General features: G+C 72.7%; 10 protein-coding genes and 2 pseudogenes. 5 read left to right on the forward strand and 7 right to left on the reverse strand.

All coding sequences use genetic code 11. The features are described 5' to 3' along the window. A pseudogene (locus ABT034_RS34705) lies at positions 1 to 204 on the reverse strand (Tat pathway signal sequence domain protein); the annotation flags it as partial. 140 nt (positions 205 to 344) lie between these two features. Between ABT034_RS34705 and glgX the strand changes: the two are divergent. Beyond that, the gene (gene glgX, locus ABT034_RS34710) at positions 345 to 2,474 is read left to right on the forward strand and encodes a glycogen debranching protein GlgX (protein WP_351221101.1); all 2,130 of its coding nucleotides are present in this window, start codon (positions 345 to 347) and stop codon (positions 2,472 to 2,474) included. On the opposite strand, the gene ABT034_RS34715 is transcribed toward glgX, so the two are convergent. After that, complete coding sequence (locus ABT034_RS34715; RefSeq protein ID WP_351221109.1) at positions 2,443 to 3,669, reverse strand: MFS transporter; 1,227 nt, start codon at positions 3,667 to 3,669, stop codon at positions 2,443 to 2,445. The genes glgX and ABT034_RS34715 overlap by 32 nt on opposite strands. A gap of 90 nt (positions 3,670 to 3,759) precedes the next feature. Between ABT034_RS34715 and treY the strand changes: the two genes are divergently transcribed. Beyond that, positions 3,760 to 6,099, forward strand: coding sequence for a malto-oligosyltrehalose synthase (gene treY, locus ABT034_RS34720; RefSeq protein ID WP_351221102.1), 2,340 nt, complete (start codon positions 3,760 to 3,762; stop codon positions 6,097 to 6,099). Between the two features lie 39 nt (positions 6,100 to 6,138). Here the strand turns inward: treY and ABT034_RS34725 are convergent, their stop codons facing one another. From ABT034_RS34725 to ABT034_RS34740, 4 genes are all read right to left on the reverse strand, one after another. Further along, positions 6,139 to 6,624 (reverse strand): hypothetical protein, encoded by a 486-nt coding sequence (locus ABT034_RS34725; RefSeq protein WP_351221103.1) that lies wholly within the window; start codon positions 6,622 to 6,624, stop codon positions 6,139 to 6,141. 119 nt (positions 6,625 to 6,743) lie between these two features. Beyond that, complete coding sequence (locus ABT034_RS34730; protein ID WP_351221104.1) at positions 6,744 to 7,952, reverse strand: cytochrome P450; 1,209 nt, start codon at positions 7,950 to 7,952, stop codon at positions 6,744 to 6,746. 160 nt (positions 7,953 to 8,112) lie between these two features. Further along, positions 8,113 to 8,661, reverse strand: a complete 549-nt coding sequence (locus ABT034_RS34735; protein ID WP_351221105.1) for an FHA domain-containing protein — start codon at positions 8,659 to 8,661, stop codon at positions 8,113 to 8,115. Positions 8,662 to 8,769: 108 nt separating this feature from the next. After that, positions 8,770 to 9,747 (reverse strand): phosphotransferase family protein, encoded by a 978-nt coding sequence (locus ABT034_RS34740; RefSeq protein WP_351221106.1) that lies wholly within the window; start codon positions 9,745 to 9,747, stop codon positions 8,770 to 8,772. Between the two features lie 256 nt (positions 9,748 to 10,003). Between ABT034_RS34740 and ABT034_RS34745 the strand changes: the two genes are divergently transcribed. Next, a complete protein-coding gene (locus ABT034_RS34745) occupies positions 10,004 to 10,921 on the forward strand; it encodes a GNAT family N-acetyltransferase (protein ID WP_351221110.1) in 918 nt (305 codons plus the stop codon). Positions 10,922 to 10,991: 70 nt separating this feature from the next. Then, positions 10,992 to 12,743, forward strand: coding sequence for a malto-oligosyltrehalose trehalohydrolase (gene treZ, locus ABT034_RS34750; protein WP_351221107.1), 1,752 nt, complete (start codon positions 10,992 to 10,994; stop codon positions 12,741 to 12,743). 33 nt (positions 12,744 to 12,776) lie between these two features. On the opposite strand, the gene ABT034_RS34755 is transcribed toward treZ, so the two are convergent. Continuing rightward, positions 12,777 to 13,736, reverse strand: coding sequence for a DUF1444 domain-containing protein (locus tag ABT034_RS34755; protein WP_351221108.1), 960 nt, complete (start codon positions 13,734 to 13,736; stop codon positions 12,777 to 12,779). Between the two features lie 229 nt (positions 13,737 to 13,965). Between ABT034_RS34755 and ABT034_RS34760 the strand changes: the two are divergent. Then, positions 13,966 to 15,081, forward strand: a pseudogene (locus ABT034_RS34760) (sugar-binding protein); the annotation flags it as partial.

Genomic DNA, 15,081 nt, shown 5'->3' on the forward strand with positions numbered 1-15,081 from the left:
GAGGAGGTAACGATGCCGCTGCTCGTCCTCCTCGCCATCGTGCAGGTGGTGTTCTGCGGGGCGCTCCTGACCGTACGGGGCACGCCGGTCCTGGACTCCCGCCTGGCCCGGCAGGCTGATCGCGACCGCGACGGCGGTCCCCGTCACCGCCATGGCCGCTCCGGCCACCACCTTCCCCAGGTGGCGGCGCGCTATTTCGTACACACTTCCCCCTCTTTCCCCCTCTTTGATCTGCGGTCACCCGGTAGGACGGGGCGAAGTCCTAGGAGGTTGCCCCTCTTTCGGGCAGGATCTGGCCGAAGAACATCTCCACAAACCCGGACAGAAGAGGAATAGTCGTATCCATGCAAGTCTGGCCGGGACAGGCGTACCCCCTGGGCGCCACCTATGACGGAGCGGGAACCAACTTCGCGGTCTTCTCGGAGGCCGCCCACAGGATCGAGCTGTGTCTGCTGCACGACGACGGCTCGGAGACGGCGGTCGAACTGCGCGAGACCGACGCGTTCGTACGGCACGCCTATCTGCCGGGTGTGATGCCGGGACAGCGGTACGGGTTCCGGGTGCACGGTCCGTACGCCCCGGAGCGCGGGCTCCGGTGCAACGCGGCGAAGCTGCTCCTCGACCCCTACGCGCGCGCGGTGTCGGGGCAGATCGAGTGGGGCGAGTCGGTGTACGGCTACCCCTTCGGGCGGCCGGACGCGCGCAACGACCTGGACTCGGGCCCGCACACGATGGCGTCGGTCGTGGTCAACCCGTACTTCGACTGGGGTGACGACCGGCGTCCGCGTACCGAGTACCACCACACGGTGATCTACGAGGCCCATGTGAAGGGCCTGACGATGCTCCACCCGGACCTTCCGGAGGAGCTGCGCGGGACGTACGCGGGCCTCGCGCACCCGTCGGTGATCGGGCACCTGAAGGAACTGGGCGTGACCGCGCTCGAACTGATGCCCGTGCACCAGTTCGTCAACGACCACCGGCTCGTGGACGCGGGGCTCTCCAACTACTGGGGCTACAACACGATCGGCTTCTTCGCCCCGCACAACGCCTACGCCTCCTGGGGCGACCGGGGCCAGCAGGTCCTGGAGTTCAAGTCGGCGGTCAGGGCGCTGCACCAGGCGGGCATCGAGGTCATCCTCGACGTGGTCTACAACCACACGGCCGAGGGCAACCACCTGGGCCCGACGCTCTCCTTCCGGGGGCTCGACAACCCCTCGTACTACCGGCTCGCCGACGACCCCAAGTACTACATGGACACCACCGGCACCGGGAACTCGCTGCTCATGCGGTCTCCGCACGTGCTCCAGATGATCATGGACAGTCTGCGGTACTGGGTGACCGAGATGCACGTGGACGGTTTCCGCTTCGATCTGGCGGCCACCCTGGCCCGCCAGTTCCACGAGGTGGACCGGCTGTCCTCGTTCTTCGACCTGGTGCAGCAGGACCCGGTGGTGAGCCAGGTCAAGCTGATCGCCGAGCCCTGGGACGTCGGCGAGGGCGGCTACCAGGTGGGCAACTTCCCGCCGCTGTGGACCGAGTGGAACGGCATGTACCGGGACTGCGTCCGGGATCTGTGGCGGGGCGAGCCGCGCACCCTCGCGGAGTTCGCCTCACGGCTCACCGGTTCCTCCGACCTCTACCAGGACGACGGCCGGCGGCCGCTCGCCTCGGTCAACTTCGTCACCTGCCACGACGGCTTCACGCTGCGGGACCTCGTCTCGTACAACGAGAAGCACAACGAGGCGAACGGCGAGGGCAACCGCGACGGCGAGAGCCACAACCGCTCGTGGAACTGCGGCGCGGAGGGCGACACCGAGGACGTCGGGATCGCGGAGCTGCGCGCCCGCCAGACGCGCAACTTCCTCGCCACCCTGATGCTGTCGCAGGGGGTGCCGATGCTCAGCCACGGCGACGAGTTCGGGCGGACGCAGGGCGGCAACAACAACGCGTACTGCCAGGACAACGAGGTGTCCTGGGTGCGCTGGCCCAAGGCGGACAGCCCGGAGAGCGAGGCGGAGACCACCCTGCTCCGGTTCACCCGGGCGATGGTGCGGCTGCGCCGTGACCACCCGGTCTTCCGGCGCCGCCGCTTCTTCCACGGGCGGCCGGTGGAGGGCACCCACGACGAGCTGACGGACATCGCCTGGTTCACGCCCGAGGGCGAGGAGATGAAGTCCCGCGACTGGCAGGCGGCGCACGCCCAGGCGCTCACCGTCTTCCTCAACGGCAACGCCATCTCGGAGCCCGGCACCCAGGGCGAGCGGATCGCCGACGACTCCTTCCTGCTGATGTTCAACGCCTCGTCGAAGGAGCTGGAGTTCGCGGTGCCCGACAGCCACGGCGCCTGCTGGCAGACGGTGGTGGACACCTCCGACCCGGAGGGCATGCCACCGCAGGAGGGCCCGGAGCTGGCGGCCGGGGAGCGGGTGACGCTCGCGCCGCTCAGCCTGACCGTTCTGCGACGGCCGGTCTGACCTCGCGTACGGGAGCCGGCACCCGTACCGACCAGGACAGCAGCGCGCAGGCCACGGCCGCCCCCACCGCCACCGCGAAGGCGGCGGGGGCGCCGTGGCCTTCGGCGAGCCGGCCTGAGACGGCGAGGGCGAGGGCCTGCCCGCCGACGATCCCGCTGGTCAGGAAGGCCATGGACTCGGCCAGCCGGGCGGCGGGAACGGTCCGCTCGGTGAGGCCGAAGACCGTGATCAGATGCGGGGCGTACGCGGCGCCGAGGACGACCACGACCGCGTACAGCGCGCCGAGCGAACCCACGAACAGCAGCGGTACGGAGAGGACCACGAGCGCGGCGGTCGCGGCCCGCCAGCGGGTCATGAGCCCGATCCGGGCCGGCACGGCCGCCATCGAGAGGCCGACGGCGGCGCTCATCACGCCCATCGCCGCGTAGACGAGACCGGCCTGGGCGGGCGCACCGAGCCGCTCGGTGAGCGCGGTGATCCCGGCCTGCGAGGCGCCGAACATGGCGCCCTGGAGGACCATCGCGCCACGCAGGGCGTACGCCGATCCCGGCAGCCGCGTCCGTTCGGCCGCGCCCGATCGGGTGGACGCCGAAGGGTCCGGGGCGGTGGCCTTCGCCGTCGGGTGGAGGGCGAAGGCAGTCCCGCAGACGGCCAGCAGCAGCGCCGCGAGGAGGAGGGCCGCGGCCGGGTGGGCGAAGGCGGCGGCGAGGCCCACGAGCGCCGGGCCGAGGACGAAGGACACCTCGTCGAGGGTGCCCTCGAAGGAGAGGACGGTGCCGACGGTCCGGTCGTCCGCGCCGGAGCGGCGGGCGAGGGCCACCGACCGGGTCCTGGCGAGCGGCCCGACCTGGGGGACGGTCGCTCCGGCGACCGCGCCGAGGAGCATCAGCGGGCCGGTGGCGGCGTGGCCCAGCGCGGCGAGGACGAGGGCCGTGACGGCGACCGCGTTGGCGAGGGAGGCCACGAGGACGACTCCGCGCTGGCCGTGCCGGTCGGCGAGCCGGCCGATGACGGGCCCCGCGACGGTCTGCCCGGCGGCGAGCGCGCCGCCCGTGAGGCCGGCCGTGGCGAGGGAGCCGCTCGTCTCGGCGACCAGGAGCAGGCTGCCGAGCTGGCACATGGCGGTGGGCAGCCGACCGAGGAAGGAGACGAGGGGCAGGGCGGTACCGAGCAGCGACAGGGTGTCGCGATACATCCGGAGCATCAAGGGAAGCTAACGCGATGCACACGAACGGGTGCATGGGGCGATGACACAGAAGCCCTCCGGCCGGGTACGTACGTTCGCATGACCTCCTCCTCCGCATCGACTCCCACCGCGACCTACCGGCTCCAGCTCCAGCCGGAGTTCCCGTTCGCCGCCGCCGAGCGGGCCGTGCCCCACCTCGCGGGCCTCGGGATCTCGCACCTCCACCTCTCCCCCGTCCTGGAGGCGGTCCCCGGCTCCACCCACGGGTACGACGTCACCGACCACGGCTCCGTACGGGCCGAACTGGGCGGCGAGGAGGGGCTGCGGGCCCTCGCCGCCACCGCACGGGCGCACGGGCTCGGGCTCGTCGTCGACCTCGTGCCCAACCACATGGCGGCCTCCCCCCGGCACAACCGGGCGCTGCGGGCCGTGCTCCGCGACGGCCCCGAGTCGCCGTACGCCCGCTGGTTCGACATCGACCGGTCCGCCGGGGACGGCCGGCTGCTGCTTCCGGTGCTGCCCGCGCGGCTCCCCGAGGTACGGGACCGGCTACGGGTCTCCGGCGGGGCACTGCACCTGGACGGTCAGGAGTTCCCGCTGCGGCCCGGCACGGAGGGGCTGCCGCTCGACGAGCTGCTCGACGCCCAGTGGTACCGGCTCGGCTGGTGGCGGCTCGCCCGCACCGAGCTCAACTACCGCCGGTTCTTCACCATCTCGGAGCTCATCGGGGTGCGGGTGGAGGACCCCGAGGTGTTCGCCGCGACCCACGCGAAGATCGTCGAGCTGGTCCGGGACGGGGTCGTCGAAGGACTGCGCATCGACCACCCGGACGGGCTCGCCGACCCGCAGGGCTACCTGGAGGACCTGGCGGCGGCGACCGGCGGGAGGTGCTGGACGGTGGTCGAGAAGATCCTCACGGGTCCTGAGACGCTGCCCACGGCCTGGCCGGTCGCCGGGACCACCGGCTACGACGCCCTGCGCCACCTCGACGGGGTGTTCACCGACCCGCTGGGCGCGGCGGAACTGACGGACCTGTACCGGGAGTTCGTGGGCAGGTCCGGGGACAGGGGCGGTCAGTGGGAGGCGACCGAGCGGCGCGCCGCGTACGAGGTGGTGGGGCACGACCTGGCCGCCGAGACCGCCGTCCTCACCCGGATCGCGGAGCGGATCTGCGCCGCCGACCCGGCGCTGCGGGACCACGCGCCCTGGGCGCTGCGCACCGCGATCCGGGAACTCCTCGTCCGGGCGCCCGTCTACCGCGCCTACCGGACCGGCGGCGAGGAGGTCCTGACCCCGGAGGCGGCGCGCGGCGCGAAGGCGGCGTTCGCGGTGCCGGAGGAGGCAGCGGCGGTCGACGTCGTACGCGGTCTGGCGCTCGGCGCGCTCGGCGAAGGGTCCGAACACCGGGCGTTCCGGGCCAGGTTCATGCAGACCTCTTCGGCGCTGCGGGCCAAGTCGGTGGAGGACACGGCCTTCTACCGGTACACCCCGCTGCTCTCGGCGAACGAGGTGGGCGGCGACGCGGGCCGGCCCGCCGTGCCGGTGGAGGAGTTCCACGCGTACTGCCTGCGGATCGCCCGGGACTGGCCGGGTACCGGGACCGTGCTGTCCACCCACGACACCAAGCGCAGCTCCGACGTCCGGGCGGCGATCGCGGTCCTCGCCCAGTGCCCGCAGGTGTGGGCGGAGCTCCTGACGGAGGTGGCGGGGGTGCCCGCGCCCGACCCGCACGTGGCCTGGACGGCCTGGCAGACCGCCTTCGGCTTCGGCACCCCGGACGCGGAGCGGCTGGGACCCGCGATCCTCAAGTCCGTACGGGAGGCGGGGCTGCGGACCAGCTGGACGGAGCCCGACACGGAGTACGAGCGGGCGGTGGCCGAGTTCGCGGCGGCGGGACCCGGCCGCATCCCGCTCCGGGCCGCCTCGGAGGCGGCCTTCGCCCTGGAGCCGCACATCCGGGCGCACGCGCTCGGGGTGCTCCTCGCCCAGCTGACGATGCCGGGGGTGCCGGAGCTGTACCAGAACACGGAGCGGGAGTACCGGGCACTCGTCGACCCGGACAACCGGGCCCCGTTCGCGGTCGGACCCGACGACGACCGTACGGCCCTGGTCCGCGCGGCCCTCGGGCTGCGCCGCGAACGCCCGGAGGCCTTCGGCGCGGCGGGCACGTACACCCCGCTGACGGCCGAGGGTCCGGCCGCCTCGCACTGCCTGGCCTTCGCCCGCTCCGGCGCGGTGGTCACCGCCGTCACCAGGCTTTCGCTGCGGCTCTGGGAGGCGGGCGGCTGGCAGGACACGGAGCTGGTGCTTCCGGAGGGCCGCTGGGCCGATGTCCTCGACGGTGTAAGGGAGTTCACCGGTGGCCCGGCGACGGAGCTCAAGCTCGCCGAGCTCTTCGCGGAGCGGCCGGTGGCGCTGCTCGCGCGGCTTGGGGACTGAGGCGAGGCCCCGGGGGCGTCCCCCGGGGCCGTCGGACGGTCAGAAGCGGGAGGCGCGCGTGACCTCGCACTTGGTGTACTCGGAGCCGTCACCGGTTCCGGCGTACGGGGTGGTCAGCTCGGCCTTCGCGGACGCGCCCGACGCGACGGCGATGCCGGTCTCGATGGCGGTCATCGGGAGGACGTCGCTGCCGGCGCCGGTGAACTTCATCGTGACGTTGTAGTCGTAGTCCGTCGAGTCGTCGTTCTTGACGGTGATCCGGGCGACGAGGTTCTTGGTCGCCGGGTCGTACGCGCACTCGTCGATGGTCACGTCACGGGCGGCCTTGTCGGCGCTGCTGGAGCCGCCGGGCACGGAGCCGCCGGAAGTGCCGCCGGAGGTGCTGCTGTTGTCGCCTCCGTTGTTGCTGGAGCTGGAGCTGGAGCTGCTGTTGTCGCAGCTGCCGCCGTTCGAGCCGCGGGCACCGGTCAGGGCGACGACCGCGATGCCGAACACAGCGATGGCGCGAACATGACGCATCTTCATGTTTGAATCCCCGTTGAAAGTGGTACTAAAGAAGGCTCCTTGACGAGCGCACGTCACCCTAGCAGCGGTCGGGGGGCCGTCCGCCACTCCTGCTGCGCGGCTCCTGCCCCGACCGCATTTCAGCCGCCGGGACGGACGATCAGGCTGCGCGGGGCCCGGGTGATGAGCCCGGTGGGCGTGGGGCGGAAGCCGTCGGCGAGGCGGAGCCGCGGCATGGCCGTGAACAGCGCCCGCAGGGCGTACTCGGCTTCGAGGCCTGCGAGGACGACGGCCGGGCAGAAGCCGCAGCCGTACGTGAGTTGGCCCGGGTCGTCACGGAACGGGTCGAAGCGGTCGGGCTCGCGGAAGCGCTCCGGGTCCCGTCCGGCCGAGCCGATGAGCAGGGCGACGGAGGCGCCCGCCGGGACGACACCACCGCTGACGGGGACCTCGGCGCTGGTACGGCGCACGGCGACCTGCACCGGCGGGTCCCGCCGCAGCGACTCGGTCCAGGCCCGGCCCACGAGGCCGGCGGGGGCGTCGCGGAGGGCGGCGACCTGGTCGGGGTCCACCAGGACGTTGCCGAGGAAGGACGCGAGCGCCTTCTCCCGTACGGCGATCTGCGCGCCGCACTCCCCGGCGAGCGCCCCCGCGGCCCGGCCGCGCACGAGTCGCATCATGTCGCGGTAGGGCACGCCGACGGCGGCGGCGACGGTGCCCGCGGGCAGCCAGTGGCAGAAGTCGGCGACCAGGTCGGCCTGGGGCCGCTCGGCGATCCGGCGGGCCAGGACGTACGCGGTGCGTTCGGTGACCGACCGCATGGCCTCCACGTCGACGTCGACGTGGGCCCGCGCGCACGGCGGGTCCCCGGGCCGGTGCCCGTGCGTGAAGCGGCTGTCGGTGAGGGCGGTCGCCACGTCCGCGTACCGGGAGAGCACCCAGGCCCGCAGCAGCGGGTCGTAGGTGAGCGGGAACTCCTCGCGCAGGGTGCGGTGGATGCCGTGCGGGTCGCGCGTGGCACCGGGGTCGAGGGGGCTCGGTGCGACGGTCCTGGGACCGGGCGGGAAGGGCCCCGCGGGACTCCCGGGCCGAGCGGCGGTCGGATCGGCCACGGTCGGATCGGCCGCGGTCCGCAGGCGCCCGGGGAGGGCGGCGGCGACCCACCGGGGCATCCGGGTGGACGTACCGGAAACGGAGCGGGTCCCGGCTTTCGCCTTCGCCCCGGGCGTCCCGGCCTTCGGCCCGGTTCGTGTCGCCGGAGCCATGGAGGGCAGCCGGGTCCAGGGGTCGCCGGACGGCACCTCCGGCCTGTCGTCGTTCCCTATGCCGTGCTTCGGCTCGTCGCTCATCGCGGGCCCCTGTCGGTCGGCGGTGGGTGCCGCGGCCGGAGATCATGGCGCGCGTCCGACCAGCCCATCACCACGCGCGCCGCACCGCCCGCCGCGTACCACCGAACGGGTGAACGCGTGAACGGGGGGCCGGGGCCCGGTGAACGTACCCGAGGAGGGCTCAGCCGTGGGACAGCCGGAACGACATCTGACCAAAGCCCACGACGTCCCCCGCCCGCACCACCACCGCGCCCGTGACCCGACGCCCGTTGACGGTCGTGCCGTTCGTCGAGCCGAGGTCGCGCAGCACCCACATACCGCTCTGCAGCGAGAGCTCGGCGTGCATCCGGGAGGTGGTCTCGTGGCTGAGCCGGAGTCCGTTGACCGGGTCGCGGCCTATCCGCAGCGGGTACGGGCCGGGCAGGGGCAGCAGCAGCTTCGGCAGCCGCTCCGCGTGCCAGGCGCGCCCGAGCTTCGCCGTGAACGCGGACATCCGTTCGACCGCGCCCACCACCCGCCGGGTCCAGGTCCCCTCGGACTTCAGGTCGGCGGTGAGGAGGTCGAGTTCGTCCGGCCGCCGGGCCTGGAGCGCGCGCTCCATCCGGAACAGGAACGTGTCGTGCGAGAGGCGGCCTTGAGCGGCGCCCTCACGGAGCAGCACCAGCGCGCGGTCCCGCTCGGCGTCGGTGAGCCGAGGGGTGTTCGCCGGAAGCTCGAAAGGGGTCGTCACACCCGTGATTGTCGGCCCGCCGGACCCGACGTGTCCAGAAGGGCCCCGGATGGGGCCCACCCGGTACCTCCAGGAAGACGTGCGGCGTCGAGGCGGCCGTCGGTGGGCCTACGCGCCGAGCAGGGCGACCGTCTCCGTCAGCCGCGCGCACGCCCACTCGTACTGCTCGGTGTCGGCGTGTGCCCGGAAGTCCGTCTCGATGACCTGGATCAGAGCGAGGTGCAGGTTGTACAGCCGCCGGCGCGTCCGTTCGGCGGGGGTGAACGGCCGGCGGCCGTAGCCGCGGATGAAGGCCGTGGAGTCCCCGTAGGCGCTCGACTCGCTCCCGGCGAAGCCGAACTCCATCAGCGGATCGCCGTAGAACGCCCGCTCGTGGTCGATGACGGCCACGATCCGGCCGTCGCGCACCATGCAGTTGCCGGGCCACAGGTCCCACTCGACGAACCGGGGCTCGGTCACCTCGTCCAGGGAACCGGCGTGGGCGGCCACGACGTCGCGGATGACGTCATAGCCGTGGCGCAGGTCGACGCCGCGCCGCTCGCCGTCGCCGAGCACCTCCTCGACCATCCGCAGGAAGGCCGCGCGCCACGTGCTGTCGCCGGGCCCTGCCAGCGGGCCGAAGGCCGTACCTCGGATGCTGTTCAGCTCACGGGTGACCGCGCCGAGAGCCTCGCCGTACGCGTCGGTCTCCGCCCCGGTCAGGGTGCCCCCGACGACGCCGAGGTTGTCCGCGTCCACGTACTCCATGAAGAAGTAGTCGGCGTCGCACACCTCATGGCTCTGATCGGCGAAGTCGACCTTCGGCACCGGGACCTTCGTGTGCTCCCGGATCAGCCGCAGCGCCGCCAGTTCGGTGGCCATGGCGCCGCGCTCGTAGGTCATGACCTCGACGTCCGGCGGCGGCGCGATCTTGAGGACGGCCCGCGCGCCGGATCGCAGCCGGATCCGGTAGGCCACGTTGAACCAGCCCTCGCTCAGTTCGCCGACCCAGTCCTCGCCGTCGCACACCTCCTCCGGGCCGTAGGCCCGGGCGACCATCGCGCGCAGCGCTTCGACGGTCTGCCGGTTCTTCGTGATGCTCTCCATCAATCCTCCGATCGAAGCATGATCGGACGGTAACAGCGGGCCCTCGTCGCCCACTCGGATTTACTCCGTACCGGTCCCCCAAGATCACTGCTACGGTCTGCCGTCTCGCCGACCAGAGATCCCCAGGGGGAACCACGACGTGACCGCGTCCTCTTCGACCGCCCACGACCTCGACCACACCCGCGCGCACGGCCACGACCGCGACCGCGCCCGCGAACTCGTCATACGTCCGCTCGCCGGACCCGAGGAACTCGACCTGTTCCTCCGCCTGACCTACTCGCTCGACCACGAGCTGGCCGACGACCTCGCCACCGGCCGCCGGGTCCCCGGCTGGATGTGGGTGGCACTCGACGGCGACCGGCTCCTCGGCCGGGTCGCCTGGTGGACGCACAAGGCCGGCGCGGAGCCGCAGGCACTCGACTTCTTCGACCTCTCCCCCGAGCTGTCCGACGAGGACCGCGCGGAGACCGGTCTGCGGCTCCTGGAGACCGCGACGGCCGCGGTGGTCCCGGCGGGCGCCAAGCGGCCCGAGTTCGGGCGGTTCATACCGGCGGACTGGCGCGAGGTCCCGGAGACCCGCTCCCTCCTGGAGTCGCTCTTCTCGGTCCTGGAACGCTCGGGGGCCCGTCCGCTGGTCGAGCGGCTCCGGCTGGAGTGGCGGCCCGGCACCCCCGTACCGGAGCCGGCGGGCCGTCTCGACTTCCGCCCGGTGCGGGACCGCGAGGACCTGGTCGCGCTGATGACACCGGTGATGGAGGGCACGCTCGACGCGCACGGGCAGGCGGACCTCGCGTCCGGTCTCTCGGCCCGGGAGGCCGCCGAGCTGCACTTCGACGAGGAGTTGGCGCACTACTCCTCGCCCCGCGAGTGGTGGCGGGTGGCGCAGCTGCCGGAGAGCGGCGAGCCGGTCGGCTTCGTCGTCCCCGCGCGCAACAACTACCACCACACCATCGCGTACATCGGTGTGCTGCCCGCCCATCGCGGGCACGGATACATCGACGACATCCTGGCGGAGGGGACCCGGATCCTCGCCGCCGCCGACGTACCCCGGATCCGCGCCGCGACGGACCTGGGGAACGTGCCGATGGCGGCGTCGTTCGCCCGAGCGGGCTACGTCACCTTCGAGCGCGCGATCAACTACGTGTGGGACGCGCCGGGCGTGGCAGACGCCTGACTGCCAGGATGGTCGGGGTAGCCGGTCATGTCGGTCATGGAGTGGCTGGTCCGTCGACGAGGGGATTTCCGTGCTCTTCGAGGTGTGGGCGCCGAACGCCCGTGACCGGGTGACGCTGCGGCTGAACGGCTCCGGCCATGCCCTGGAGCGGGACGCCGAGCGGGACGGCTGGTGGACGGGCGTGGTGCCCGCCGAGGAGGGCGACCGGTACGGCTTCGCCCTGGACGGCGGGCCCGTCCTGCCCGACCCGCGCTCCCGCCGGCTGCCCGACGGGCCCGACGGGCTCAGCGCGGTCGTCGACCACTCCACGTACTCCTGGCGGCACGACTCCCCCCGGCTGCGGCTGCGCGGCGCGGTCCTGTACGAGTTGCACGTCGGGACCTACACCCCGGAGGGGACCCTGGACGCGGCCGCCGCGCGCCTCGGGGAGCTGGCGGGCCTCGGCATCACCCATGTGGAGCTGATGCCGCTGTGCCCGTTCCCCGGGGTGAGGGGATGGGGGTACGACGGGGTGGCGCCGTGGGCGGTGCACGAACCGTACGGCGGCCCGGAGGCGCTGAAGCGGTTCGTGGACACCGCGCACGGGCTCGGCATGGGCGTGGTCCTCGACGTGGTGCACAACCATCTGGGGCCTTCGGGAAACCATCTGCCGTCCTTCGGCCCCTACTTCACGGAGACCCACCACACTCCGTGGGGCGCGGCGGTGAACCTGGACGCGCCGGGCTCGGACGAGGTCCGGGCGTACTTCCAGGGCAGCGCGCTCGCCTGGCTGCGGGACTACCGGATCGACGGGCTGCGGCTCGACGCCGTGCACGCGCTCGCCGACACCCGGGCGCTGACCTTCCTGGAGGAGCTGTCGGCGGCCGTCGACGAGCTGGCGCGGGAGCAGAGCCGTACCCACTTCCTGATCGCCGAGTCCGATCTCGCGGACCCGCGCACGACCGCGCCGCGCGCGCTCGGCGGGACGGGCGTCCACGCCCAGTGGAACGACGACTTCCACCACTCCCTGCACACCGCCCTGACCGGCGAGGCGCAGGGCTACTACGCGGACTTCGCGCGCGCGCCGATGGCGGCGCTCGCCAAGACGCTCACCCACGTCTTCTTCCACGACGGCACGTACTCGGCCTTCCGGGGCCGCCACCACGGGCGTCCGGTGGACCGGGAGCGCACCCCCGCCCACCGTTTCCTCGGCTACGCCCAGACCCACGACCAGATCGGCAACCGAGCCCTGGGCGACCGGCTCTCCGCCTCCCTCTCCCCCGGTCTGCTCGCCTGCGCGGCGACCCTCGTCCTGACGGCGCCCTCGGTGCCGATGCTCTTCATGGGCGAGGAGTGGGGGGCGAGGACGCCCTGGCAGTACTTCACCGACCACACCGATCCGGAGCTCGCGGAGGCGGTACGGCGGGGCAGGCGGCGGGAGTTCGCGGAGCACGGCTGGGACGAGAACGAGGTCCCCGACCCGCAGGAGCCGGCGACCCGGGACCGTTCGGTCCTCGACCGGGGCGAGCGCGAGCGGGACCCGCACAAGCGGCTGCTCGCCTGGCACCGGGAGCTCATCGCGCTGCGCCGCACCCAGCCGGACCTGACCGACCCGGACCTCGCGGGGGTGAAGGCGGCCTTCGACGAGGAGGCCCGCTGGCTGGTCTTCCGGCGCGGGGTGCTGCGGGTGGCCGTCAACCTGGGCAAGGAGCCGGCGGTGATCCCGCTCGGCACCAACGGCCGCGACCGGGTCCTGGCGGCTTGGGAGCCGGTGGAGGCCCCGGCGGCGGACGGGGCACTGCGGCTGCCCGGCGAGTCGGCGGTCGTCCTCACGGACGGCTGAGCCCACCCCCGCGGGCCGCGACGCCCCGACCGCTCAGCGGCGGTCCGGGCCCTGGGCGATGAGGCGTTCCAGGAGCTCCTGGAAGTCGTCGCCGACGACGATCCGCAGGTCCCCCCGTTCCTCGTCGTGCTCGCTGAGCTGGGTGAGTGTGCCGCCGCGCCACCAGAAGACGTACGGGCTGATGGCGCCGGGCACGTCCTCGTACCCGGAGGCGGCGAAGGAGGCCATCGCGCCGAGGGCCGGGATGATCGAGGTGTCGCGGATGGGGTGGAAGGCGAGCTGGTGCCGGAAGGGCATCGCGACGAGGGCGCCGTGCTCGCCGAGGGGCAGGCCGGTGACGCGCTGGGCCACTCCGTCCAGGTCGAGGACGCGGCTCGCGGTGTAGAAGGAGTCGCCGAGGATGACCTCGAAGCACATGCCGTCGGCGTCGCGGACCGTCTCGTGCTCCTCGACGGGCAGCCCGCGCAGGTTGCGCAGGGCCCGGTCGCGGAGCTGGGTGTGGTCCCCGAGCCGTTCGAGCGCCTCGTCGGTGAGCATCATGACGCTCTCCGGCAGGTCGAGGGCGAGGATCTCGTAGAGGCCGGGGGCGACGGTCCTGGCGTAGCCGAAGGCGCCCGCGTCGATGCCGTCGCCGCTGACGACCCGGGGGTAGAGCTGGGAGCGGATCTGCTCGGGCGGCAGGGTGTCGAGGGCGGACGGGCCGTCCATGGCACGGACGACCAGGCCGATGTGCCGGTCGATCATGCCGGGCCAGACGCGGGGGCCGCGCCGGTCCTGGTGGCAGACGGCGGCGAGGTTGCCGAGGCCGAAGCGGCGCCCCTTGTCGTCGATGACGTGGTCGGCGTAGACGGTGACCTCGAGGCCGAGTTCGGCGAAGGTCTCCCGCACCCGGCCGCGGAAGAGCGCGGCCTCACGCTGGGAGAAGTACGCGAACTCGGGGTCCCGCGGCGCGTCGTCGCCGTCCCGCCTGGGCCCTCGCCGCATCCACCCCACGCCTGCCCGCCTTCCGTCGCCGTTGCGCCCCAGCGTAGCGACTGCGGGTGTCAGGCCCCCAGCCGTCGGGTGAACTCGGCACCGGGGACAACCGAGGCCGCGTAGACGGCTGGCGGGCTTCACAAGTTCCTTATGATCTTCACGAGTCGCACGCGCGACCGTTTCAAAAGATTGGCTTTTACACGTGAGTTCACACATATCCCCACCTAGTTCGCCAGGTGGTAGATGCTTGACGAGACGCGGCCTGCAGCGAGTGGCGCTCTCGACGGCCCTGCTGATGGCCGTCGAGGCCACCCTCGCCCTGGGGGTCACGGGGCAGGCAGTGGCCCTGTCGAAGCAACTGCCCTCAGCTGCTGATGACACGCGGCATGCGACCGAAGCGGCGGATCTGGCGTCCGCGACGGTCGCCGCCCGTCTGTCGGGCAAGCGGGTGGAGGCGCTGTCGGAGCGGACGGAGTCCACGACGACCTGGGCGAACCCGGACGGCACGGTGACGACGGACGCCGCGTCGGGCCCGGTCCGCTTCCGCGACAAGAAGACGGGCACGTGGCGCAACGTCGATGTCGCGCTGGTGAAGGGCCTGGACGGCTCGGTCATCGCCAAGGACCACCCGCTGGGCCTGAAGCTGGGCGGCAAGACCCCGGCCGCGCAGGCCGCGCGGGTACGGGCGTCGGGCGCCGCCGGTGAGGCGCGGACCGCGCCGGTTCCGCTGGTCTCCCTGGACGACGGTGACGGCCGGGCGGTGGACCTGTCGTGGCGCGGTGTCCTGCCGGAGCCGACGCTGTCGGGGACGACGGCGCGGTATGCGAACGCGTTGACCGCGACGGACCTGATCATCGAGTCGACGCGGACCGGTTTCGAGCAGTTCCTGGAGCTGAAGGACCGTTCGGCGATCGACGCGAACGGCTCGGTGACGCTGACGCTGAACGCCCGGGGCGTCAAGGCCCGCGCCAACGCGGACCGTTCGGTGACGTTCCTGGACAAGAAGACCGGTAAGGAGGTCGGCGTCCTGCCGGCTCCGGTCATGTGGGACGCGCACGTCGACCCCGAGTCCGGCGAGCACACCCGCCGCGCGGACGTCGGCCTAAAGGTGACCCAGCGCGGGGACGCGATCGATCTGACCCTCACCCCCGACGCCGCGTTCCTGGCCGACCCGGCCACGAAGTTCCCGGTGACCGTCGACCCGTCGGTGAACCTCGGGACGAGCTTCGACACCTTCGTGCAGCAGGGCTACACGACGGACATGTCGACGTCGACGGAGCTCAAGCTCGGCAACAACGGCGCCGGTCAGATCGCGCGGTCGTTCCTGCACTTCCCGATGGCGCAGATCAGCGGCAAGCAGATC

This window comes from Streptomyces sp. NPDC002773 (assembly GCF_040295605.1).
Lineage (GTDB): Bacteria > Actinomycetota > Actinomycetes > Streptomycetales > Streptomycetaceae > Streptomyces.